This window comes from Flaviaesturariibacter aridisoli (assembly GCF_004343705.1).
GTDB lineage: Bacteria > Bacteroidota > Bacteroidia > Chitinophagales > Chitinophagaceae > Flavisolibacter > Flavisolibacter aridisoli.
Window position 1 is genome coordinate 248,101 of record NZ_SKFH01000001.1, and the last position, 22,656, is coordinate 270,756.

Sequence of the window (22,656 nt, forward strand, 5' to 3'; positions counted from 1 at the left end):
AACTACAAACCAAAAACTACAAACTACAAACTGTTCTACTGCGTCTTCCGAATCTGCAGTTCCTCCCACGGTGTCGTTCCATCTTTCTCCCGGGTGAATACGAGCGAAGGATCTTCCTGCAACACGATCTCGGCGGTTGTATAAATACGGTTGCCCTCGAGAAGGTGGCCGCCGATGGTTCGACCCGCGCTGTCGGCGATGGCGATGTGGAGGTGGGAGCCGTTTTTCGACAGCGTGCCGGTAAGGCTGACGATCTCGAAGTGGCCCGCGCCGCCGCTGCCTTCGGGCTGGTTGGCGAAGCGGATGTGGTAGTCGGTGAGGCTGCCGGCGCAGGTAACGATCCAGCCGGCTTCGATCCCGTTGCGTTCGGCATACGACTGGAGCTCGCGCCTGAGGTCGGCGCCGGGGCGAAGGCGGAGGGCGTGTGTTTTGTTCATGGCGGAGTGGCAGGAGAGCAGGGGGAGCAGCCCGATGAGCAGGTAGCGTTTCACCGCGTCAAGGTAGCGAGAAAAAAAATTCGCGGGGCTGGTTACGTTTACTCCCGCTGCGGGGACCATATCGTATAGCAACAAAAATTACCGTTATGAAATGCCCCTCCCTCCTGACCGCCCTTTCCTTTGGAATTCTCCTGGCCAGCTGCTCGAAGTCGAAAGAAGACACGAACGGCGCCGCGTCGTTCGACTATCAACTGAAAGCCACCAATCCCGCGGCTACGCTGGCCCGTGTGCAGGGCGGCACGCTTACCTGGACGGCCGGAACGGCGTCCGCACAGCAGATCAAGTTTGAGGCGAAACGCGCAGGCAGCGAGGTGGAATACAGCCGCAGCCTGCAGCAGAGCGTGGACCTCTTCGCGGCCGCGCCGGTGTTGGGCAGCATCAGTCTGGAAGCCGGCACCTACGACGAGGTGGAGTTCAAAGCCTTCCTTGCACCCAACGGGGCCACGCCCGCCCTCGAGCTGCAGGGGCAGTATGTATCGAACGGCGTCACGACACCCGTGCTGTTCCGCGCCAACGAGTCGGTGTTGCTCAAAGCCGAAAAGCACAACGTGACCCTCAGCGCCGCTACGGGCTACCAGGCCGTCACCCCGTTGAACCTCTCCCTGGGCACCTCCAGTATTTCCGGCAGCGCCTTCGACAACGCGGTTCGGAATAACGGCACGATCCTCATCACGGCTTCGGTGAACGGCACGCTGTACAACAGCATCGTCAACAACCTGCGCAGCAGCAGCCACGGTGAGGCCGGCTTCCATCGCTAACCTATGCCCGGCGCGGCTTCCAGCCAAATGCTTTATCTTTACCCGAACACCCCTGCCTACCGGCGGGGGTGTTGCGGCGAATCGCAACCTTCCGACTATGAAACAGATTTTTCCCTTCCTCCTCCTGCTGCTGGCCTGCTCGCGCAAGCCCCAGGCCGATACGCCCGCCGCGCCCCTCAGCTACGGCGACTCGGTGCTGTTCCTGCGGCCCGGTACCGGCGAGACCGTCGTGGCGCCTGTAAGCCCGCAGCCCGGCCGCTATTCGGCCTTTCCCGAAGGACTGGAGATCGACGAGCGCAGCGGCGTCATCAATGTATCGCGCAGCGAGACGGGCCTGCGCTACCGGGTAGATTATGTGTCGGAAAGCGGCGCCACGGCCAGCACCTACGTGGTGCTTTCGGGCGTCAACTACGTGGACAAGTATTTCAATCTCGCCGCCGGCGACAGCGTGCTGCGCCCGGTATACAACGCCGACCCGGCCCGCAGCCTTCCGGCGGGTTCTTTCGATGAAAGCCGCCTGGCAGCAGGACAAGGCTGCGCCGTGGCCACGGGCAACGGCAGCATCAACCTCGCCAAGACCCTTCGCGACGGCTTCCTGGGTGCCAGTCCGCAAAACGATGCCTGCAAGGAAGTGGAGATCGCCTACACGCTCAACGACGGCAGCAGCCGCGCCGCCAATAAGATCAAGGTCAAAATCTACTACTACAACACAATGGCGGACGTGACTTCCGAGATCCGGCAAACGCTGCAGGAGCGCGAAGGAATGATCCTGCGCACTGCTTCGGCACCGTTGCCCGCATCGGCTACAACGGCCCGCGTTACCGGCCGTGCCAAGCCCCGCCCGCCCTGCATCATCATCATTGCGCATTGACCGGAATTCCCGATCTTAGGCAGGTGCGTTCCGCCCTGCTCATACTGCTTTGCTCCCTGGGTATAACCACTGTTGCGCAGAACGGTACTTCCAACCATGCAGCCGGGTTGACCACTAACAGCAATACGTTGTTGCGGGCCGCTGATGCCGCCTACGGCCGGTCGATGGTTATGGAAGATGAAGACGCATCGGATGCGCTCGCCCGCACCGCCCTGGACAAATACCGGATTGCTTTACGGCAACCGGGTAACCCGGCCCCGCTGCAGGCGCAGGCCGCAACCCGTGCCGGCGAACTGGCGCAGTACTTTCGTTTAGAAGAAGAGGCCTTGCGTTGGTACCGCACGGTGATCGATCTGCCTGGCATTGCCGACTCGCTGCGCTTTCGTCCCCTGATCTTTTGCGGGATTATCAACTACGGCCGCAGCCGTCTCGACAGCGCCGAATACTACTTCGACGCCGCCGAACGGATCCAGGCTCGGTACCCTGCGCCTTTATCCGAAGCCCAGCGCCTGTATAACAACCGAGGCGCGCTTTTCTTCGCAGCGGGCAATTACCGGCAGGCGCGCAATTACTTCGAGCGGGCGCTGGAGTTGTTGCCCCGATCGAGCCCTTCGTACCGCGACCTCTTTGTAAATTACGAGAGCAACCTGGCGGCCATCCAGGTGCGCCTGGGTGAATACAACGATGCGCTGGCCCGTTACCGGCGCCTGCTGCCCTACGGCCTGCAGCTGACCGAGATCCGCAACAACATTGGGATCATTCACCTCCGCCAGGGCCGGGCGGCTGAAGCGCTCCGTTGGCTGGAACCCCTGCGCTACGACGATGCGCGCATGTCCGGGCTCTGGAACGACCGTGCCGAAGCCTGGCTGACGGCCGGCAATCGCGATCAGGCAAACGCCTGCCTCCGGTCGGCAATGGCCGAGGCGGAGCGCCGCCAGGGCACCGCGCCCCACGCCGAGCGCGGCCGCTCGCTGCGCCTCCGTGGCGACCTGAAAAGATCCCAGGGCGATCCGCGCGGCGCCCTTGATGACTACCAGGCGGCCCTCCACCAGTTCGACCCCGCATTCGTGTACCGTAGAAATACGGACAACCCGCAGCATTTCGCCGGGCTGTTTGCCTACCTGCCCTTTTATGAGACCTTGCTGGCCAAGGCCGGTACGCTGGCCGGGCTCGGTACAAGCGAAGGTGCCGATGCGGCATTGGATACCTATGCAGCGGCCTTCCGGCTCGCCGACTATGTAAGCCGCACCTACGACAACGACGAAGCGCGGCTGCTGCTGCAGAAAGCCAAGTATGGCGCGCACGGCGCGTCGATCGACCTTGCTTTTGCGCGCTACCGGCAAACGGGCGGGCGCCGCTACCTGGAGCAGGCGTTTTCTTTCGATCAGCAAAACAAGGCATCGCTACAAGTGCTGTACGAGCAGGAAGCCCGCGGTGGGAGCGGGGCCGACAGCCTCTGGCGCCAGGTGCGGCTACTGCGTGCGGAGATCGGCCGGCTGTCGCTGCGGGCGCGGAGCGCCGACCCGGTGCAACAGGCCGCGCTGCGCAGCGAGGGTCGCCGGCAGGAGATCGGGCTCGAGCGGTTGCTGCGCAGGCTGCACGAGCGGCATCCCGGCGGCGCCGACAGCCTGCCTTCGGTGGCAGCGCTGCAGGCACTGTTGCCCCGGCAAACGGCGCTGCTGTCGTATCATTTCTCCGGCCGCCGGCTTACCGTATTTCTACTGTCCGGCAATCGTTTCGAAGGGAGGCAGGCGGAATTGTACCGCGGTTTTGAAGAGGACCTCCGCGCCTGGCAGGCGGCCTTACGCTCGGGCGGTCTTTTGCCGCAGGGAGCAGGCCAACGGCTGTATAGGCTTCTGTTGGCGCCGTACCGGCAATCGGAAAAACGCCTCTTACTCATCCCCGACGATGAATTGCTGTACCTCCCCTTTGAGTCGCTACCCACCGAAAGTGGGTACCTGGCGGAGCAGTGCGTGCTGCAATACGCCGCCACCACGGCCTTGCTGCGGCGGGGCGGGCCTGTGGCTCCGGGGCCGGTACTGACCTTTGCCCCCTTCTCGGCGGCTGGCTTCAGTGGCGGTCCGGTCAGCTTTTCGCGGTTACCTGCTTCGGCCTCCGAAACAGAATCAATGAAAGGCGCGGCTTTGACCGGCGCCGTGGCCAGCAAGGAACGGTTTCGCGCGCTGGCGGGCCGCTACCCGCTGCTGCACCTCGCCACGCATGCCGTGGCCAACGATTCGCTGCCCGGACTTTCTTACGTAGCGTTCGCGCCGCGGGGGCTTGCGCCCGATTCGTTCCTGCTCTATGCATCGGAAATATATGACCTGTCGCTGCCGCAAAACCGGTTGCTGGTGCTGAGTGCCTGCGAGACCGGTACGGGCGCGCTGGTGCGGGGCGAAGGCCTCTTCAGCCTGGGCCGCGCCTTTGCCTATGCCGGCTGCGCAAACCGGATCACAACCCTGTGGAAGGCAGACGATGTATCGACTGCCGATATTCTGCGTCGGATGTACCGCTACCTGGAAGAAGGAAAGGACCCGGGAGCGGCGCTGCAGCTGGCCAAGGCCGCGTACCTCGCCGATCCTCAGGTGCACCCGCGGCGTAAGGCGCCGGCCTACTGGGCCCACCTGGTGTATACCGGCGAGTTGCCCGCCGAACGTCCGGCGCACTGGCTGTGGTGGGTGCTGGCCGACCTGTTGCTCGTAGGCCTCTCGATCGGGTTGCTACGGCGCCGGCGCAAACGGATCACTGCGCGAGCCGGCGGGCAGAACGGATAAACGAATCGTCTACCTGGCGGTGGTACAGATGTGCGGGGTTGTTGCGGATCTTTTCAAGCAGCGCCAGCGCATCGCCGTAGCGCGTTACCCGTAGAAATACAAGTGCTTTGTAGTAATCCGCGTCGTCGCTGAAGGGGGATGATTCAAGCTCCGTCAGGAACGACAATGCCGTAGACCATTCCTTCAGGTGCATGGCTGCCAGGGCGCCCCGGAGGTACTGATCCTTGGGAATTGCATCGGTGCCGCGCATCCGGTACGCCTGCTGCAGGTCGTCTACCACCTGCCGGTAGTTGCCGGCGAGGTACGGGGTGCTTTGGCGCGAGGCCGTGTCGCCGCCCCGCAGCTGCGTCGGCTCCCATTCCACGAAATGTTGTGCATATAAGGTTTCGGGGCCTGCAGCCGGCGCCATTAAGCGGGTTCCGATCCACGCGAGGAGCAACACCGCCGCGGCGGTGAGGCTATAGCGCAGCCAGGGCATGCGCCGGATGGTCGCCGTCGTTGTTGCGGCCGATTCGTGTTGCGATCGTGCCGAGGCCACCTGCTGCTGCAGCGCGCCCCAGTGCAGCGCCCGGGTAGCCAGCTGCAGGTTGTCGAGGCCTTCCCGGAGCGCGGCTTCCTGTTGCAGGCGCCCCTCGAGGGAACTACGCTCGCCTGCGTTCAGTTCTCCATCGAGGTAGCGTGCCAGCAGTTCATGATCGTTCTCAGAAAGGGCCATATAGGAGGTTTTTCAATTGTCGGGCAAGGGACGGTGCGGCTTCGAGTCGCTCCGCCAGTTTTTTAAGGCAGCGGACCTTCTTGTTGCGGGCCGCCTGCTCGGAGCCAAGGCCGGCTTCGTCGGCAAGCTCCTTCATGGATTTTCCGCCGTAATAGAAGCCGGTGAGCAGTGCGCGGCAGCCTTCGCCGGTGGCGGCCAGTACATCCTTCAGGGCGGCTGTGGCTTCCTTGTGCTCGAGCAGCGCCACTGTTCCTTCGTCAAGGGCGGGGCGATCGGCTTCGTAGCGTTCCGCGCGTCCTTCGGCGCGGCCGCGGCGGCGCAGCTCGTTGTACCACTTGTGGCGCGTCAGCACCGACAGGTAGGTGCGGATGCCCGCTTCTCCGCGGTAGCGGTCCTGCTGCACGCTGTACACAAAGGCCAGCACCACATCCTGGAACACGTCCTGCCCGTCGGCATAGGTGCCGCCGCCGGCCTGCACGAGGCGTGCCATCTCGTCGGCATAGAGCGCATACAGCCGGGCGATGCCCGCTTCGCTCCGCTGCCGGTTGCACAGCCATTCGAGAAGTTGCTGGTCGTTGATCGTGCCGCTTTTCATATAGTACCCGCCGGCATTGGAGATGTAACCAGTGCCGGCCTTTTTTTACCAGTTGCCCATCTGGTCGCGGTTAATCCGCTCGTTGTGTTCAAGGGGATGCTGGCGCCAGTCGGGGTCGTAGCGCACAAACCAGGAAAGCCAGAGGGCGCGCGAAAAGCGCATCAGGAAGGGCTGCAGGAAACCCAGCAGCACACTGTTGAAGACCACCCAGTACAGGAAGCGGTTGTCGTGGAAGGAAAACCCGATGACGAGCCACCAGAGCAGGAGCGTGGCCACCGACAGGAAGATACCGATGAAGTAGCTTACGTAGCCGGTGCCGTAGTAAAAGCCCACCTCGATATCGGTGATCTGCCCGCACACAGGACAGTGCTCGTGCATTTTCATCGTGCCCTTCAGGCGAAAGCTGAGCGGGCGCTCGAAGAGCTTGCCCTCGCGGCAGCGCGGACAATAGCATCCGAAGACGGTGGCCCAGTAGCCGCGGTGGGGTTTGGCTCCGCTCATAGTTTAGATGTAGTCCAATACTTTTTCCATACCTGTGCTCCGCGAGCCCTTCACCAGGAAGCTCGTGTTCCGGTAGCCCTGTTGGCGCAGCCATTCACCGGCCTCGCCGGCTGTGGCAAAGCGCCGGAAAGGATGGTCGATCTTTTGAAAATCGCCGCCCACCAGCAGCACCTCCGTCCAGGGATGCTGCCCGATGAGCGCGGCGAGGCTGCTGTGTTCGTGCAGGCTTTCCGGACCGAGTTCGGCCATCGCGCCGAGCACCAGCACTTTGCCCGAACCGCTGGCGCGGGCGAAGTTCTCCACGGCCAGCTTCATGCTGCTGGGGTTGGCGTTGTAGGCGTCGAGGATGATTCGGTTGGAGCCTTTCTCCACCAGCTGCGAGCGGCTGTTGGAAGGGGCATAGCCTTCGAGGGCTGTGCGGATCGCTTCTTCGGGCACCGCAAAATGGCGACCCACGGCCACCGCCGCCAGCACGTTGGGCAAGTTGTAGCTGCCTACGAGCTGTGTGCGCACCGTGCCTTCAAAGCCTTTTTCAAATGCAACGGAAAGAAAGGGATCGGCCTGCGCGACGGTGCCGGTGTAGTCGGCGTTGCTGCTGCCGTAGGTGATCACTTCGGGGATACCGCGGCTCATCTCATGGAGGTAGTCGTAATCCGCCATAATGAAGGCGCTGCCGCCCGCCGCGCGGAGGTGGTCGAAGAGCTCGCCCTTGCCCTTGCGCACGCCTTCCTCGCCGCCGAACCCTTCGAGGTGTGCCTTACCGCAGTTGGTGATGAGGCCGTGCGTTGGCTGCGCATAGCGGCAATAAGAGGCGATCTCCTGCTGGTGGTTGGCGCCCATTTCGATGATGGCGTACTCTGCGTCGTCGCGGATTTTGAGAATCGTCAGCGGGACGCCGATGTGGTTGTTGAGATTGCCTTCGGTAGTATAGGTGCGGTAGCGGGCCGACAGCACGGCATGAATGAGTTCCTTGGTGGTCGTTTTGCCGTTGGAGCCCGTGATGGCCAGGAAGGGGATGCGGAACTGGCGGCGGTGCTGCGCGGCGAGGTCCTGCAGGGCCTGCAGCACGTCGGGCACGAGGAAGGTCTTGCCTTCCACCGCGTGCTCGGCCTCATCGATCACGCAGGCGGCGGCGCCGGCGGCGAGCGCTTGCGGCACAAATGCGTTTGCGTTGAAATTGGGGCCTTTCAGGGCGAAAAAAAGATCGCCCTCTTTTAGCTTGCGGGTGTCGGTTTGCACCGAAGGGTACCGGCGATACAGTTCATAAAGCGCTTCGATCTGCGACATAGCTCAAAGGTAATGGGGTAATGGGATAATGGGTGATGGGGGAATGTGCGTTTGCCTTAAAGGATGGTCGGTCCCTTTTACCAATTAGCCCATGGGCCAATCCACCGACAAACAAAAAGCCTCCCGGGTGGGAGGCTTTTCTATGAAAGACAGTATGCTTGTTAGCGCTTTTGTTTTTTCTTGGCGAACCAGTTGCCGGTCTTGCGTCCGTTGCCTTCGGGCGATCCCATGCGGTCCATGGCGCAGCGGAATCCGATCATGCTCGAGGCCTGGTCTTCTTCCATGTAGCGGCGGGTGCCGGGGCTCAGCCAGTAGGCGCGGTCGTTCCAGCTACCGCCTTTGTACACGCGGCTCTTGTCGGACACGAGCGTGGTCTTGCCGTAGCCGTAAGCAGCGTCGGAGAGGGTATCACCGTCGAGGAAGTTGATCACGTTGCCACGCTGGTAGTTGCGGCGGCTCTTGCTTTCTTCGTCAGTTACGGCGGTCATCTTCACGCGGCCCATCGAATCGATCTCGGCTTCGCCACTCGAGTTCTTGTAGAGCTTCATGAATTTGTTGCCGCGGAAGGGTGCTACGTCGTCGGCGTCGAGGTTGGTCATCGGGCGATACACGTCGGCTACCCACTCGCTAACGTTACCGGCCATGTTGTACAGACCGAAACCGTTGGGGTAGAACGACTGAACCGGGGCGGTGTAGATGGCCTTGTCGTTGAGGCCACCGGCTACACCGGCGTTGTCGCCCGCGCCGCGCTTGAAGTTGGCGAGGAAGGAACCGTGCCAGGAGCCGTGCTTGGTTTCACGCAGGCCGCTGTAGTTCATGTTGGCCGTCCAGGGGTACACCTGCTTGTTGGTCACGAGCTCTTCGCCGCGCTTGCCTTCCTTCTTGGAGGGGCGGGGGTTGTTGGCTACATAACCGTAGGCAGCGTATTCCCACTCTGCTTCGAAGGGCAGGCGGTAGTCGGGCATCAGCAGGCCGTCTTCCATCGTTACGTTGGGACGGGGCTGGCCCTGCGGGGTCTTCAGCGGGTTCTTCTTTGAGCGGGCCATCGTGCCGGGCTGGGCCTGGTAGAGGCCGAGCAGGTACGACTTGGTGGTGAAGATCTGCGATTCGCCCTCGGCATTGCCCTGCTGCTGCAGGATGCCTTGCTTGTTCACATATTTTTTCTGGATGAGGATGTTCTCGTTCACACGGTCGGTGCGCCACAGGCAGAAGTCGTGCGCCTGCTTCCAGCTCACACCCACCACCGGGTAGTCGTTGAAGCCCGGGTGACGGAAGTAATACTCTACAAGGGGTTCGTTATAGCTCAGCTCGCTGCGCCATACCAGGGTATCGGGCAGGGCGCCGTCGGTGATCTTTTTGTTTTCCGGAACGTCGGAAGGGAAGAGGCGGTTCAGCCAGAAGAGGTACTCGCGGTAGTGTACGTTGGCGACCTCGGTGCGGTCCATGTAGAAGGCAGGAACCGTTACACGGCGCGGAACGTTGTTCCAATCGCCCATCACGTCTTCTTCGGTCTGGCCCATGGTGAAGGTACCGCCGGGTACGAATACGAGACCGGGACCGGTGCCCTGCTCTTTGGACTTGGCCACCTGGTAGCCGCCCATTTTCTTGTCGTTGTAGCTCCAGCCGGTAACCGAGGATTTTCCGCCGCTCTTGTTAGACTTACAGGAAGCCAGCAGACAGGCTGAGGATAAAAGGATTGCGAAAGTTTTCAGTTGCATAAAGCGGTTTATTTGTCTTTCAAAAGGACTACTGGTGAAAACATTACCCCACGAGCCTTTGATCAGGAACAATAAAAACGCCGTCGAAACGGAATTATTGTATCACCCCGGATATTGGATCAAGGAGGTTTGCGAATATAGAAAGTTTGTCCTAAACCCCGAAGCGGAATTCGTTTTTTTGCCGATATTACCGTATCACTCGTTATTTTACTGCGATGACCTTCTCGTGCCGAACTGTTTTGCTGCTGCTGTTTACCACCTTTTCCGTCGCCGTTCTCCATGCCCAGCGCAACTGGAAGCCCCACTCGGTTCTCGCTTCCGGGACCTGGTACCGCGTGGCCGTGCCGGCCGACGGGGTGTATAAAATGGACGCCGCTTTCCTGTCCGGTCTCGGCCTCGGAGCAGCGATCCCATCGGCGGCACTGCGCGTATGGGGCGGCGGCGCCGGCGCCGTGCCCGAAAGCAACGCCACCCCCCGCGTAGACGACCTCGAGGAGGTGGCCCTCCTGGTGCAGGATGGCGGCGACGGCAGTCTCGGCGGCTCCGACTACGTGCTGTTCTACGCCCGCGGCCCGCACCCCTGGCAGAAAGATTCGGTCAACCGCTCCTTTACCCACGAACAGAATCCCTATTCGGACGTCGCCTGGTATTTTATTACCGTGGGCGGCAACGGCAAGCGCGTAGGCACCGCCGCCGGCGGGGGCGGCCCCCAGGTCGTTACGGGCTTCGATGAACATATATATTATGAAAAAGACTCGGTCAACTTCCTGTCGAGCGGCAAGGACTGGTGGGGCGAGGAATTCAGCAACCTCCCGGGCCGCACGCTGAGTCGCTCCTTTGCTCCCGATGCGCCCGATGTGCTCGCCGGCACCCAACTGCAGCTCCGCACCCGTGTGGCGGCCCGCTCCATCGGCAACGGCTCCTCCTTCCGCATCGAGCTCAACGGTGCCCCGGCCCTCCAGGTTCCGGTGCTGCCGGTGAGCGGGATCTTCAACGACCTGTTTGCCCAGCAAAGCAGCCAGACCGGCTACACCATATATAGTGGCAGCGGGTTCAGCCTGACGTATACCTATGTGCCCGGCGGCCCCAATGCCCAGGGCTGGCTCGACTGGTTCGAAGTGGTCTACCGCCGGGCCCTACGCCTGCCGGCGGGGCGGCAGCTTCTCTTTCGCGACTGGAGCTCGGTGGGCGGCGGGGGCGCTACCTTCCAGCTGTCGGGCGCCAGCAGCTCCACCGGGGTGTGGGATGTGACCGATCCTTTCAACGCCCGCGCGGTGAGCGGCACGCTGAGCGGCGGCACCTTCTCCTTCGGGGCCGCCACGGACCGCCTCCGCGAATACGCCGCTTTCGGCACGGACTTTCCCGTTCCGGCAGCCGCCGGCACCGTGCCCAACCAGGACCTTCATGCCACCACACCGGCCGACCTGCTCATCGTGACCCATCCCGCCTTCGTGGCGCAGGCGCAGCAGCTGTCCGCTTTTCACCGGCAGCACGACGGCCTCCGCGTGGTGACAGTCAGCACCGAGCAGGTATACCGCGAATTTTCGGGCGGCTCGCCCGACCCCGGCGCCCTCCGCGACTTCGTCAAAATGTATTATGACCGCTACCGCTCCACCTGGGGCGCCTCCGGCAAATACCTGCTGCTGCTCGGCCGCGGCTCCTTTGATTACAAAGACCGTGTGCGCAACAACAGCAACTTCGTCCCGGTTTACGAAAGCCCCATCTCGCTCGACCCGCTGTCGACCTATGCCTCCGACGACTTCTTCGGGTTTCTCGACGACAACGAGGACATCAACAGCGGCCTCGTGCTCAATACCCTCGACATCGGCATCGGCCGCATTCCCGCCCGCAACGCCACCGAGGCGCAAAACTTCGTAAACAAGGTGCTGGCCTACCATAGCCCGGCCTCCTTCGGTCCCTGGCGCAACAACGCGACCTTCGTGGCCGACGACGGGGACTACAACCTGCACCTCGACGACGCCGAAACGATGGCCGCCACCGCGGCGGCGCAGGATCCCTTTCTCAACGAAACGAAGATCTACCTCGACGCCTACCGCAAGGAAGGGGGCACCGCCGGCGGCACCTACCCGCAGGCCAACGCGGCGATCAACAACAACATCCTGAACGGTACGCTGATCTGGAACTACAGCGGGCATGGCGGCTACGCCCGCCTCGCGGAGGAAACCATCGCCGACCAGGACATCATCAACAACTGGAACAACGCCAACCGGCTGCCCCTGTTTGTAACGGCCACCTGCGACTTCGCACCCTACGACCTTCCGGGGATCAACTCGCTGGGAGAGGACCTGCTGGTGCGGCCGCGCACGGGCGCCATTGCCCTGATGACCACCAACCGCGTGGTGTTTGCGTTCAGCAACCGCCTGCTGAACAACAATTACCTGAAGGTGGCCCTGCAACCCGACGCAAACGGCCGTTATAAAACATTAGGTGAAGCCGTGCAGGCATCGAAGAATTTGACCTACAGCACCAGCGGCGACCTGACCAACAACCGGAAGTTTGCCCTGCTCGGTGACCCGGCGATGACCATCGGCTTCCCGAAGGGCCGTGTGCGCCCGCTGCTGTTGAACGGGCATCCCATTGCCAACATCGATACGCTGAGCGCCACCGAGTTTGCGGAGATCGAGGGCGAGGTGACCGACATCGCCGGCGCGCGCCTGTCCGACTTCAGCGGCACCGTGTCGCTGACACTGTTCGACAAGCCGCAGACGGTGCGCACCCTCGGCAACGATCCGACGAGCACCCCGGTTCCCTTCCAGCTGCAGACGAATTCGCTGTTTCGCGGAAAGGTAACGGCGCAGGGGGGGCGCTTTAAGTTCCGCTTCCGCCTGCCCCGCGACATCAACTTCCAGTACGGCGCCGGCCGAATGAGCTTTTATGCGCAGGACAGCAGCCGCGACGCAACGGGTGTGTCGGGCAATGTGCTGATCGGTGGGCTCGCGCCGGGCGCTATCACCGACAACGAAGGCCCGCAGATCAGGGCCTGGCTCAACGACGAGCGCTTTGTAGGCGGCTCTGTAACGAACCAGAACCCAGTGCTGCTGCTGCGCCTTGCCGATTCGTCGGGGATCAACACCGGCAACGCCGGCATTGACCACGACATCGTGGTGACCCTCGACGGCAACAACCGTAATTATTACGTCCTCAACGACTTTTACGAAACGGAGCCCGACACCTACCAGAGCGGATCGGTGCGCTTCCAGCTGCCTGAGCTCACGCCGGGCCATCATACACTGACCATCAAGGCCTGGGACGTGCTGAATAACTCCAGCACCCGCACCCTCGAATTCACCGTGGCCAACGACGAGGAGCTCGTGCTCGGTCACGTGCTGAATTACCCGAACCCTTTTACAACGGGCACCCAGTTTTGGTTTGAGCACAATAAACCCGGCCTGGAGCTGCGGGTGCGGGCCGAAATCTTCACCGTCACGGGCCGCTTAATAAAAACGATCCGGCACACAATATTGACGGATGGAAACCGTTCCAATGACACCGAATGGGACGGTCGCGACGATTTTGGCCAGCGCGTTGGGAGAGGGGTGTATATCTACCGGTTGACGGTGGAGAGCAGTGATGGAAAAAGGGCCAGCCAGCTTCAAAAACTGGTCGTCTTGTAGCGGAAACGTTCCCGAAGAAAAAATTGCGTTTAAACCAAAACTCTATATTTTCACACCTCTATTACAAAAAATGTCTATGAGAGCAACTGCTTTGAAACTAACTGTTGGCGCGATCTTGCTAGGTTCTTCCACGCTGCACGCGCAGCAAAAGCTCAATGTCGTTACAACGGCTGTACCCTTCCTGCGTATCTCTCCCGATGCCCGCGCCGGCGGCATGGGCGAACTGTCGGTAGCTACCAATCCTGATGCGGCTGCTTCCTACTTCAACCTCGGTAAAGTTCCCTTCAACGAGCAGCGCGGTGGCATCAATGTTACCTATACGCCCTGGCTCAAGAAATTTGTGAACGATGTATATATGGCATCGGCTGCCGGTTACTACAAGATCGATGATAATTCGGCTGTTTCCGGTTCGCTGCGCTACTTCAGCCTCGGCAACATCCAGTTCACCGACGAGAACGGCAACGCCCTCAGCGAAGGCCGTCCCCGCGAATTCGGCGTGGACCTCGCCTACAGCCGCAAGCTGTCGCCCCGCACCGGCATCGGCGTGGGTCTGAAATACATCCACTCCAACCTCGCCGGCAACACCACCATCGGTTCTACCAGCTACAAGCCGGGCAACGCCATCGCAGGCGACATCGGCCTGTACCACAACCGCCAGAACTCCCTCGGACAGGGCTGGGCCTTCGGTCTCGCACTGACCAACCTCGGTTCCAAGATCGCGTATACCAACAACGCGCAGCAGAAAGACTTCATCCCCGCCAACTTCGCCATCGGTACCACCTACACCTTCGTGTTCAACGAGAGCAACAAGCTGATGGTAGGTGCTGACTTCAACAAACTCCTGGTGCCCACGCCCCCGGCCTTCGACGAGTACGATCCCAACGGCACCGTGACGCAAAACCAGGTGGATTCCATCAACAGCGCCCGCGCCACTTCCTACCGCAACAAGAGCGTTGTAGGCAGCTGGTTCTCCTCCTTCGGCGACGCCCCCGGCGGCTTCAGCGAGGAACTCCGCGAATGGCAGGTTTCGGCAGGTGCTGAATACTGGTACAACAACCAGTTCGCACTCCGCGCCGGTTATTTCTACGAAGACAAAACCAAAGGCAACCGCCGCTATTTCACTGCCGGTGTGGGTCTGAAGTACAGCTCTTTCGGCCTCAACTTCTCTTACCTCGTTCCTTCGGGAGGCAACAGCGTGAACCAGAACCCACTGTCCAACACCCTCCGCTTCTCGCTGATGTTCGACCTTGGTGGCAACAATGGTTCCGCCACGAGCACGACGGCGCAATAAGAACGTGAGCCGTGAGCTCGCTACCTACCGCATAAAGAAAGGATGCCAGAGGCATCCTTTCTTCGTTACCGGCGTCCGCGTTTACGCCTCAAGGCTCACGGCTAGCGCTTCGCTATCTTCGCCCGAAAATCTCCCCTCATGTCCTTCCGAATCGGATCCGGTATTGATTTTCACCAGCTCGCCGAAGGCCGTCCCCTGATGCTCGGCGGCGTGCACGTGCCCTACGAACGCGGCTGCATCGGCCACAGCGATGCCGACGTGCTGTTGCACGCCATCTGCGACGCGCTGCTCGGCGCCCTGGCGCTGGGCGACATCGGCGTGCACTTCCCGGATACCGACAACCGCTACAAGGGGATCGACAGCAAGCTCCTTCTGGAAGAAACGGTGCGCCTGGTTACGGCCGAAGGCTACCGCGTGGTGAACATCGACAGCACCCTGTGCCTGCAGGAACCGAAGATCAAGCCCTACGTGCCGCAGATGCAGGAAACCATCGCCGCGCTCACGGGCCTCACCCTGCGCGACGTGTCGATCAAAGCGACTACTACCGAGAACCTCGGCTTCGTAGGACGCAAGGAAGGGGTGGTGGCCTACGCCTCTGCATTATTGCAGCGGATTTAACATACTTCGCCGCGGGCACCCTTATCTTTGGCGCTATGCCCCCGGTAGCAGTCCCCATACGGAATGAGTCGCCCTGGCCCCTGCCGGCCTATGCCACGCCCGGTGCCGCGGGCCTCGACCTCCGTGCATTCCTGGAAGCCCCGATGACGCTCGCCCCGCTGCAACGGGCGCTGGTGCCCACGGGCCTCTACCTGGAGCTGCCGGCCGGCTACGAAGCGCAGGTGCGGCCCCGCAGCGGGCTCGCCTGGAAGCAGGGGATCACCTGTCTCAACAGCCCCGGTACCATCGACAGCGACTACCGCGGGGAGCTCAGGGTTTTACTGATCAATCTCGACGCGGCCCCGCAGGTGCTGCAGCCGGGCGAACGCATCGCCCAGCTCGTGCTTCAGCGCGTGGAGCAACTGCAATGGGTGCCCGTAACGGAACTCGCCGCCAGCCACCGCCAGGACGGTGGATTCGGCTCGACCGGAAAAGACTAGGAACACATGAAGAAACTGATACTGATCGCATTGATCGCCGCCGTAGCGGCTTCCTGCCGCTCCACCAAGAAGATTGGCGTGGCGCTGGCCAAGAAAGATTCTGCGCAGGTGGGGCAAACCAACAGCGGCCACAACGACAGCCTCGCGCTCATTCAACGGACGCTCGAAGGGCTGCGCAGCCACCGCATTGACTTCAACTCCTTTACTGCGAAGATCAACGTGGACTACAAAGACGCCACCAACAAGAACCAGAATCTTAACGCCAACCTGCGGATGATCCGCGACAGCGCCATCTGGATCTCGGCCACCGGCTTCATGGGCATCGAAGGCATGCGCGCCCTCATCACCAAAGACTCGGTGAAGATCCTCAATAAGCTCGATAAGGTGTATACGGCACGCAGCATGGCCTACCTGCAGGAAGTAACCGACATGCCGCTCGACCTCACTACGATGCAGAACCTGCTCGTGGGCAACCCGATCTTTTTCGACAGCGCCACCAGCTATGCCCGCAACTCGGGCACGCTGACCCTGCTGAGCGTGGGCACCTGGTTCAAGCACCTGCTGGCGCTCAACGAAGGCGACGGCAGCATCAGCCGCAGCAAGATCGACGACGTGGATCCCAGCTCGAACCGTACGGCCGACATCACTTACTCGGACTATGAACTAAAGAACGGCGTCCGGTTTGCGACGAAGCGGCAGATCATCCTGTCGGAAGCGAAAAAACTGAGTGTGAAAATGGACTTCCGGCAATATGCGTTCAACGAGGAAGTAAGCTTCCCGTTCAACGTTCCGAAAAATTACAAACGCCAATAAAAATATACCCGGGCTTTGCGGCGTTATACGTCTCCGGCCAAAACTGTAGCGGATGAAAAAACAGCTTCTCGTATTTCTACTGGTGCTCTTCGGAGTCGCGGCGTCGGCGCAGCCGGCGGCCGAGCGCGCGCGCATGGAAAACGAACGCAAGGCGATCCAGAAAGAACTCCGCGAGCTGCAGGCGCAATACAGCCAGATCAAAGGCAAGACCAAGGCGACGCTGGGCCAGCTCAAAGTGATCCAGGACCGCATGGAGGTGCAGAACCGCCTGCTCCGTAGCATCGACAAGGAGATCCACATTCTCTCCGACGACATTTACACCAGCACCCTCGAACTCAACCGCCTCCAGCGCCAGCTCGATACGCTGAAGCAGGAATATGCCCGCAGCGTGGTGTATGCCTACAAGAACCGCAGCTCCTACGACTACCTCAACTTCATCTTTTCGGCCGAAAGCTTCAACGACGCCCTGAAGCGCGTGCGCTACCTGCGCACTTACCGCCTCTATCGTCAGTCGCAGCTGACCACGATCCGCGAAACGGCCAAGGCTATCGAGGAACGCAAGCAGCAACTCCTGGCCAAGCGCAACGACAAGAACCGCGTGCTGCAGAACCAGACCGAGCAATACAATGAGTTGGAAGACCAGAAGAAGGAAAAAGACCGCGTGGCGACGCAGCTGAAGTCGCAGGAAAAAGAGCTCTCGCAGCAACTGGCCAGCAAACGCAAGCGCGACAACCAGCTGAAGCAGCAGATCGCCGCAATGATCCGCCGCGAGATCGAAGCGGCCAAGCGGGAAGCCGAGCGCCGCGAAGCGGAGCGCCGGGCGGCCGAAGCCGCTGCGGCCAGAGCCAACCCCACTGCGCCTAAGGCAACAACGCCCAAGCCGAAGCCCAAGGGCGAAAGCGTGCTGATCTTCAACGAAGGCGAGCGGGCATTGGCCGCCACCTTTGAGCGCAACCGCGGTAACCTGCCGTGGCCGGTAGACCAGGGAAGCGTCAAGATTCCCTACGGCATCAGCAAGGTGGGCGGGCTCGACTTCGACAACGCGTTTCTCACCCTGTCCACACCCAACGCAGGCGCGTCGGTCAAAGCGGTGTTCGACGGTGAGGTGACCATGGTTACGGGCACCGCCGATGTAATGACGGTGATGATCCGCCACGGTAAATACTTCACCATCTATTCGGGCCTGGCCAACGTGAACGTGAGTAAGGGCGCGCAGGTGAAACGCGGCCAGGTGCTCGGTACTACCTCCGAAGACGATGACGGATCGGGCGGCAAGCTGGACTTCGGGATGCAGATGGAATACACCCGCCTGAACCCGAGCTCGTGGCTGCACCGGTAGGAATTGACCAGTGAATAATGCTTAGTGAATAAGGTATAAAGAAAGAGCCCTCTCCGGAGGGCTTCTTCTTTTTTGGGAAGTTTCATGAAACGATCCGATAAACATTATCCAATAGTCATTATTCCATACGCCTAAACCACCGACTCTTTGCTCAGCACGTCGTCGTACAGGCGCTCGTAAATGGGAATGATGTTGTGGATGTCGAAGCGATGCGCGTGCTCGAGGGCATCGCGCTTGAACTGCTGGAGGCACTCGTCGTCGGACAGTATTTCTACGGCCCGCCGGCTCATTGTGTCGATGTCGCCGATGTTGCCCATAAAGCCGGTCTTGCCTTCGATCATAATCTCGCCGAGGCCGCCGGCATTGGTGCTGATCACCGGCACGCCGGCCGCCATCGCTTCCAGTGCGGCTAGGCCGAAGCTTTCGTATTCGGAAGTAAGTAGGAACAGGTCGGCGATGGCCAGGATGTCTTCCATCTGCTCCTGCTTGCCCACAAAGCGCACCTCGTCGTATACCCCGAGCTGACGGCTCAGGTCTTCGGCCGTGGCGCGCTCCGGACCGTCGCCCACGAAGAGCAGCTTGGCCGGGGTTTCTTTCAGCACGTTGGCGAAGATGCGCACCACATCCTGCACGCGCTTCACCTTGCGGAAGTTGGAGGCGTGCAGCAGGATGCGCTCGTTGTTGGGCGCAATGACCTTGCGAAAGGCATCGATGGGCTTGCGCTGGAAGCGAGCCACATCCACGAAGTTGTGGATGACATGAATGGGCTTGGTGATCTGGAAGTGCTTGAAGGTTTCGTCCTTCAGGTTTTCCGAAACCGCCGTGATGGCGTCGCTTTGGTTGATGGAGAACGTGACTACGGGCGCATACATTTTGTCGCGGCCCACGAGCGTGATGTCAGTGCCGTGCAGCGTGGTGATCACCGGGATGTGGATGCCTTCCTGTGCCAGGATCTGGCGGGCCATATACGCCGCCGAGGCGTGTGGAATGGCGTAGTGCACATGGAGCAGCTGCAGGTGGTTGTTCTTGATCACGTCCACCATCGTGCTGGCCAGGGCCGTTTCGTAAGGCGGGTAATCGAAGAGGGGATAGGTGGGCACCTGCACCTCGTGGTAAAAGATATTGGGAATAAAGCCGGTGAGCCGCACCGGTTGCTGGTAGGTGATGAAGTGAACCTGGTGTCCTTTCTGGGCGAGGGCCTTGCCGAGCTCTGTAGCGAGCACACCGCTTCCGCCGAAAGTAGGATAGCAAACTATTCCAATGCGCATGGGACCAAATACCGTTTAAGAAGCTAAGGTACGTGGGGAATGTTCATCACTCCCTATTCAATGCACAGAGGCACAAAGACCAACTTGAATTAGGAGCATGGAAAATTGAATATTTTTAGTCCCATGAAACGTGCCCTTGCCCTTCTCGCCGGCCTCCTGCTGGCGACGCTTTCCGAGGCCCAGAACCCGGATTCCGTTTTTCTCCGCCGCCTCGCCGATGAGATCCTGGTCAACAGCGGCGCCTACGAAAACCTCCGCCAGCTCACAAAAAGCGTGGGCGGACGCCTGGCCGGTTCTCCCGCCATGGCGCGTGCCGAGCGCTGGGGACAGGGCGCCCTCGAGGCTGCCGGCGCCGAACGCGTATGGCTGCAGGAATGCCTGGTGCCACATTGGGTGCGCGGTGGCAAAGACCGCTTCGAGATCCGCCTCAGCGGTGCCAAAGGCCGCAAAACCCGTACGCTCCAGGCCCTGGCGCTGGGTAATTCGCCGGGCTCGAAAGGACCCCTGACGGCACCGGTGCTGGTCGTTCGCGACTTCGCCGAGCTCGACGCCAAAAAAGATTCGGTAAAGGGAAAGATCGTGTTCTTCAACTACAAGTTCAATCCCCGGTTCGTGCACACTTTCGAGGCCTACAGCGACGCCGGCATCTACCGCGGACAGGGGCCGGTGCGGGCGGCAAAATACGGCGCCGTGGGCGTCGCCATCCGCAGCCTCTCCGGTGGCACCGACAACTTTCCGCATACCGGCACCACGGCTTCGGGCGATACGATCCGGACCGTTCCCTCTGTTGCGCTCGGCCTCCGCGATGCCGACCTGCTCGATAGCCTGCTGCGCGGCGGGCAGCCTGTAGTTGCCACTCTGCAAACTTTCGGTCGCTTTCTGCCCGACACCATCGGCCACAACGTGATCGGCGAGCTGCGCGGCACCGAAGCCCCCGACGAGATCATCACCATCGGCGGCCACCTCGACTCCTGGGATCCGGCCGAAGGCGCCCACGACGATGGCGCCGGCATCGTGCATACCATCGAGGTGCTCCGGGCCTTCCGGGCCCTGGGCTATCGCCCCAAACACAGCATCCGCTTTGTGCTGTTTGCCAACGAGGAGAACGGGCTGCGCGGCGGCCGCAAATACGCGGAGGAGGCCAAGGCGAAAGGGGAGCGCCACATTTTCGCCCTCGAGAGCGATGAGGGCGGTTTCACGCCGCGCGGCTTCGGGCTGACGGCCTCCGACGAGCAGTTTGCTAGGTTTCGGAGCTGGGCCCCGCTGCTGGCGCCCTATGGCGCCTCGGAGCTCCGCCGCGGAGGCGGTGGCTCGGACATCGGTCCGCTGGGCCGGCAAGGAACGCCCACCTGCGGCTTCATACCGGATTCGCAGCGGTACTTCGATGTGCACCACGCCTCCAACGACGTATTCGAGAACGTCAACAAGCGCGAGCTGGAGCTAGGTGCGGTTACCATCGCCGCGCTCATTTACCTCGTGGACAAATACGGACTCTAGGAATCAGGCCTGCGCTCCCGGCGTGGCCTGCGTTTTTTAGTAGCTCTGGAAACTCCTGCCATGGATCGCCTTACCATTTCCGACCGCACCCGGGGCGGTGCCCGCAAGCTGATCTGGACGATCGTGCTGCTTTGCCTGCTCGTACTCAGCATCTTTATTTATTGGAGATACTACAATACCTACAGCGAAGGCAACCGCTTTGGCCTGTTGCAGAAATTTTCCCGCAAGGGCAACCTGTTCAAGACCTACGAAGGGGAGCTCATATTAAGTTCGGTAAGCAGCACCAACAATGTGCCTATCGCCTCGGAGAAGTTCTTCTTTTCCGTGGCCGAAGACAGCGTTGCGAAGCGGCTGCTGGAGCTCGAGGGACACCGTGTATCGTTGCATTATACCGAAAAGCGGGGAGCGCTGTTCTGGCGCGGGGAATCGAACTATATTGTCGATGGCGTAAAAGCAGAGCCCTGAGGCTTCGGTCAGCCTGCGGCAAACAGCAGGAAGATCGCCGGCCTCTTGTGCAGCTCCGGCAGCGACGCCCGCCACTGTGCGGGCGTTTTTGTTTGCACCGACTCCTGCGGGCCGGTGAGGTCCACCGCCACGCAGATCAGCGTTTGCGGCGCGCAGGTTTTGAGCAGTACCTCCAGCAGCTGGTTGTTGCGGTACGGCGTTTCAATGAAGATCTCCGTGCAATTATTCTTGCGCGAGTCGGATTCGAGGGCACGGATGGCCTTCTGGCGCTCGCCCGCTTCGATGGGCAGGTAGCCGTTGAAGCGGAACTGCTGGCCGTTCATCCCCGAAGCCATCAGCGCCAGCAGGATCGAAGAGGGGCCGACCAGGGGTTTTACCAGGGCGCCTTCACCCTGCGCCAGGTGCACCAGCAACTGCCCCGGGTCGGCCACACCGGGGCACCCGGCCTCGCTGAGAATGCCCACGGTATGGCCGGCCTGCAGGTCCCGTAGAAATACGGTCCGCAGCTCGGAGGTGAGCTCTTTCATATTGTGCCAGCCGTAGTCGTCGATCACCATTTCCTTCCAGATGCTCTTCAGGAAGCGGCGGGCGGTGCGCTCGTTTTCAACATAGAAAACACGACAGGCTTTTATCGCGTCGAGCAGGTAGGCGGGAAGGCACTGCGTGGCGCCTTCGTGCAATACGGTCGGGATCAGGTAGACGGTGGCGCTCATGCCTTTTTTATTTTATGGAGACTCAGGGTGGCGGCGATCACGGAGTAGGCCGGGGCCAGCACCCAGCCCAGCACGGGCACCAGGTGCATCCCGTAAAACAGCATGCCGTTGCCGATGGCGAGGCCCTTGTGGCGGCCGATGTAGTCGATGCTTTCGGGGGCGCTCATCCGCGCGCGCTCCAGCGAATAGTCGAGCATGGAAAAACCGTAGTAATAGCATTCTACGAACAGCGCAATCAGTGGCGCGATCCAGCCCGCCACCGGGATGAGCGAGATAAGGAACAGCGCAACCATGTACACTGTTTGCCAGAGTCCATTGCGCAGGGCGATGCGGATACCGCGGGCCACATCGTGCAGCAGCTGCGACAGGGAAAAGGGAAAATCCTTCCCCTCCAGGATCGCTTCGGTCTTCTCGCTCAGGTAAGCAAACACCGGCGACCCCACGATGAGGAAAAAATATTTGAAAAAGGAGAAGTAGAGCACGAAGGCCAGCAGCCACAGGAAAATGCCGGCAAAAACGAACAACGCGCCCAGCAGGCCGCTGCGGTCCTTACGCACCCAGGCCGCCAGTCCTGTTTTGAGGCTGAACCATTCGTAGGCCGATTCGAAAGAGTGCAGGAAGAAGTAGCCGCCTACGAGGAACAGGAGCGTATAGATGATCCCCGGCACCAGGATCCAGCGCCACAGCCGCTCGCGACGGATGAAGGCATGGGCTTCCACGAAGGACTGTATGGCGATGATGAGCTCTTTGAGCAAGGCAACGGGTTTGCGGCAAGATACGGAAAACGTGAGGCGTGAGGCGTGAAGCGTGAATGGCTGACGT

20 protein-coding genes are annotated in these 22,656 nt (G+C 61.1%); 11 read left to right on the forward strand and 9 right to left on the reverse strand.

From position 1 onward, the window contains the following. Window positions 1–35 precede the first annotated feature (35 nt). Entirely contained in the window at window positions 36–491 is a 456-nt protein-coding gene (locus E0486_RS01080; RefSeq protein WP_207906177.1) for a PPC domain-containing DNA-binding protein, read from the reverse strand. A 92-nt stretch (window positions 492–583) separates the two neighbouring features. Here E0486_RS01080 and E0486_RS01085 point away from each other — a divergent pair, with 92 nt between their 5' ends. The 3 genes from E0486_RS01085 (at window position 584) to E0486_RS01095 (ending at window position 4,900) form a co-directional block, all read left to right on the forward strand. After that, on the forward strand, window positions 584–1,255 hold the full coding sequence (locus E0486_RS01085) for a hypothetical protein (protein WP_131850284.1): 672 nt from the start codon (window positions 584–586) through the stop codon (window positions 1,253–1,255). A gap of 97 nt (window positions 1,256–1,352) precedes the next feature. Continuing rightward, on the forward strand, window positions 1,353–2,126 hold the full coding sequence (locus E0486_RS01090; protein ID WP_131850285.1) for a hypothetical protein: 774 nt from the start codon (window positions 1,353–1,355) through the stop codon (window positions 2,124–2,126). 23 nt (window positions 2,127–2,149) lie between these two features. Then, window positions 2,150–4,900: a CHAT domain-containing protein gene (locus E0486_RS01095; protein ID WP_131850286.1), complete on the forward strand. Its 2,751-nt coding sequence runs from the start codon at window positions 2,150–2,152 to the stop codon at window positions 4,898–4,900. Here E0486_RS01095 and E0486_RS01100 read toward each other — a convergent pair. The 5 genes from E0486_RS01100 to E0486_RS01120 form a co-directional block, all read right to left on the reverse strand. After that, window positions 4,869–5,615: an anti-sigma factor gene (locus E0486_RS01100; protein ID WP_131850287.1), complete on the reverse strand. Its 747-nt coding sequence runs from the start codon at window positions 5,613–5,615 to the stop codon at window positions 4,869–4,871. The two genes, E0486_RS01095 and E0486_RS01100, sit on opposite strands and share 32 nt — an antisense overlap. After that, complete coding sequence (locus tag E0486_RS01105; RefSeq protein ID WP_131850288.1) at window positions 5,602–6,210, reverse strand: RNA polymerase sigma factor; 609 nt, start codon at window positions 6,208–6,210, stop codon at window positions 5,602–5,604. The genes E0486_RS01100 and E0486_RS01105 overlap by 14 nt, the downstream gene beginning before the upstream one ends. Window positions 6,211–6,255: 45 nt before the next feature. Further along, window positions 6,256–6,711 carry a DUF983 domain-containing protein gene (locus E0486_RS01110; RefSeq protein WP_131850289.1) on the reverse strand — a complete coding sequence of 152 codons (456 nt, stop codon included), beginning with the start codon at window positions 6,709–6,711 and terminating at the stop codon, window positions 6,256–6,258. A gap of 3 nt (window positions 6,712–6,714) precedes the next feature. Beyond that, window positions 6,715–7,998, reverse strand: a complete 1,284-nt coding sequence (locus E0486_RS01115; protein WP_131850290.1) for a UDP-N-acetylmuramoyl-tripeptide--D-alanyl-D-alanine ligase — start codon at window positions 7,996–7,998, stop codon at window positions 6,715–6,717. A gap of 161 nt (window positions 7,999–8,159) precedes the next feature. Further along, on the reverse strand, window positions 8,160–9,716 hold the full coding sequence (locus E0486_RS01120; RefSeq protein ID WP_131850291.1) for an SUMF1/EgtB/PvdO family nonheme iron enzyme: 1,557 nt from the start codon (window positions 9,714–9,716) through the stop codon (window positions 8,160–8,162). 215 nt (window positions 9,717–9,931) lie between these two features. Between E0486_RS01120 and porU the strand changes: the two genes are divergently transcribed. The 6 genes from porU (at window position 9,932) to E0486_RS01150 (ending at window position 17,891) form a co-directional block, all read left to right on the forward strand. After that, the gene (porU, locus tag E0486_RS01125; RefSeq protein WP_131850292.1) at window positions 9,932–13,351 is read left to right on the forward strand and encodes a type IX secretion system sortase PorU; all 3,420 of its coding nucleotides are present in this window, start codon (window positions 9,932–9,934) and stop codon (window positions 13,349–13,351) included. Between the two features lie 76 nt (window positions 13,352–13,427). Further along, the gene (gene porV, locus E0486_RS01130) at window positions 13,428–14,642 is read left to right on the forward strand and encodes a type IX secretion system outer membrane channel protein PorV (protein WP_131850293.1); all 1,215 of its coding nucleotides are present in this window, start codon (window positions 13,428–13,430) and stop codon (window positions 14,640–14,642) included. Between the two features lie 138 nt (window positions 14,643–14,780). Continuing rightward, window positions 14,781–15,260, forward strand: a complete 480-nt coding sequence (gene ispF / locus E0486_RS01135) for a 2-C-methyl-D-erythritol 2,4-cyclodiphosphate synthase (protein WP_131850294.1) — start codon at window positions 14,781–14,783, stop codon at window positions 15,258–15,260. A 35-nt stretch (window positions 15,261–15,295) separates the two neighbouring features. Continuing rightward, window positions 15,296–15,739 carry a dUTP diphosphatase gene (gene dut, locus E0486_RS01140; protein WP_131850295.1) on the forward strand — a complete coding sequence of 148 codons (444 nt, stop codon included), beginning with the start codon at window positions 15,296–15,298 and terminating at the stop codon, window positions 15,737–15,739. Window positions 15,740–15,745: 6 nt separating this feature from the next. After that, complete coding sequence (gene lolB1, locus E0486_RS01145; protein WP_131850296.1) at window positions 15,746–16,552, forward strand: lipoprotein insertase outer membrane protein LolB1; 807 nt, start codon at window positions 15,746–15,748, stop codon at window positions 16,550–16,552. A 52-nt stretch (window positions 16,553–16,604) separates the two neighbouring features. Further along, a complete protein-coding gene (locus E0486_RS01150) occupies window positions 16,605–17,891 on the forward strand; it encodes a murein hydrolase activator EnvC family protein (protein ID WP_131850297.1) in 1,287 nt (428 codons plus the stop codon). Between the two features lie 131 nt (window positions 17,892–18,022). Here the strand turns inward: E0486_RS01150 and bshA are convergent, their stop codons facing one another. Continuing rightward, complete coding sequence (bshA, locus tag E0486_RS01155) at window positions 18,023–19,159, reverse strand: N-acetyl-alpha-D-glucosaminyl L-malate synthase BshA (protein WP_131850298.1); 1,137 nt, start codon at window positions 19,157–19,159, stop codon at window positions 18,023–18,025. Window positions 19,160–19,282: 123 nt separating this feature from the next. On the opposite strand from bshA, the gene E0486_RS01160 reads away from it, so the two are divergent. Together E0486_RS01160 and E0486_RS01165 are read left to right on the forward strand one after the other, a co-directional pair. Further along, window positions 19,283–20,656 (forward strand): M20/M25/M40 family metallo-hydrolase, encoded by a 1,374-nt coding sequence (locus E0486_RS01160; protein ID WP_131850299.1) that lies wholly within the window; start codon window positions 19,283–19,285, stop codon window positions 20,654–20,656. A 60-nt stretch (window positions 20,657–20,716) separates the two neighbouring features. Further along, window positions 20,717–21,121: a hypothetical protein gene (locus E0486_RS01165; RefSeq protein WP_131850300.1), complete on the forward strand. Its 405-nt coding sequence runs from the start codon at window positions 20,717–20,719 to the stop codon at window positions 21,119–21,121. 8 nt (window positions 21,122–21,129) lie between these two features. On the opposite strand, the gene E0486_RS01170 is transcribed toward E0486_RS01165, so the two are convergent. After that, window positions 21,130–21,834 carry an SAM-dependent methyltransferase gene (locus E0486_RS01170; protein ID WP_131850301.1) on the reverse strand — a complete coding sequence of 235 codons (705 nt, stop codon included), beginning with the start codon at window positions 21,832–21,834 and terminating at the stop codon, window positions 21,130–21,132. After that, complete coding sequence (locus E0486_RS01175) at window positions 21,831–22,589, reverse strand: EI24 domain-containing protein (protein ID WP_131850302.1); 759 nt, start codon at window positions 22,587–22,589, stop codon at window positions 21,831–21,833. Before E0486_RS01175 ends, E0486_RS01170 begins: the two co-directional genes overlap by 4 nt. Window positions 22,590–22,656: the final 67 nt, after the last annotated feature.

Coding starts and splice junctions, on each gene's coding strand:
- porV (WP_131850293.1), top strand. CDS start 13,428: ATGAGAGCAACTGCTTTGAAACTAACTGTTGGCGCGATCTTGCTAGGT.
- E0486_RS01090 (WP_131850285.1), top strand. CDS start 1,353: ATGAAACAGATTTTTCCCTTCCTCCTCCTGCTGCTGGCCTGCTCGCGC.
- E0486_RS01115 (WP_131850290.1), bottom strand. CDS start 7,998: ATGTCGCAGATCGAAGCGCTTTATGAACTGTATCGCCGGTACCCTTCG.
- E0486_RS01105 (WP_131850288.1), bottom strand. CDS start 6,210: ATGAAAAGCGGCACGATCAACGACCAGCAACTTCTCGAATGGCTGTGC.
- E0486_RS01170 (WP_131850301.1), bottom strand. CDS start 21,834: ATGAGCGCCACCGTCTACCTGATCCCGACCGTATTGCACGAAGGCGCC.
- E0486_RS01120 (WP_131850291.1), bottom strand. CDS start 9,716: ATGCAACTGAAAACTTTCGCAATCCTTTTATCCTCAGCCTGTCTGCTG.
- E0486_RS01110 (WP_131850289.1), bottom strand. CDS start 6,711: ATGAGCGGAGCCAAACCCCACCGCGGCTACTGGGCCACCGTCTTCGGA.
- E0486_RS01160 (WP_131850299.1), top strand. CDS start 19,283: ATGAAACGTGCCCTTGCCCTTCTCGCCGGCCTCCTGCTGGCGACGCTT.
- E0486_RS01150 (WP_131850297.1), top strand. CDS start 16,605: ATGAAAAAACAGCTTCTCGTATTTCTACTGGTGCTCTTCGGAGTCGCG.
- porU (WP_131850292.1), top strand. CDS start 9,932: ATGACCTTCTCGTGCCGAACTGTTTTGCTGCTGCTGTTTACCACCTTT.
- E0486_RS01085 (WP_131850284.1), top strand. CDS start 584: ATGAAATGCCCCTCCCTCCTGACCGCCCTTTCCTTTGGAATTCTCCTG.
- dut (WP_131850295.1), top strand. CDS start 15,296: ATGCCCCCGGTAGCAGTCCCCATACGGAATGAGTCGCCCTGGCCCCTG.
- E0486_RS01100 (WP_131850287.1), bottom strand. CDS start 5,615: ATGGCCCTTTCTGAGAACGATCATGAACTGCTGGCACGCTACCTCGAT.
- lolB1 (WP_131850296.1), top strand. CDS start 15,746: ATGAAGAAACTGATACTGATCGCATTGATCGCCGCCGTAGCGGCTTCC.
- bshA (WP_131850298.1), bottom strand. CDS start 19,159: ATGCGCATTGGAATAGTTTGCTATCCTACTTTCGGCGGAAGCGGTGTG.
- E0486_RS01165 (WP_131850300.1), top strand. CDS start 20,717: ATGGATCGCCTTACCATTTCCGACCGCACCCGGGGCGGTGCCCGCAAG.
- ispF (WP_131850294.1), top strand. CDS start 14,781: ATGTCCTTCCGAATCGGATCCGGTATTGATTTTCACCAGCTCGCCGAA.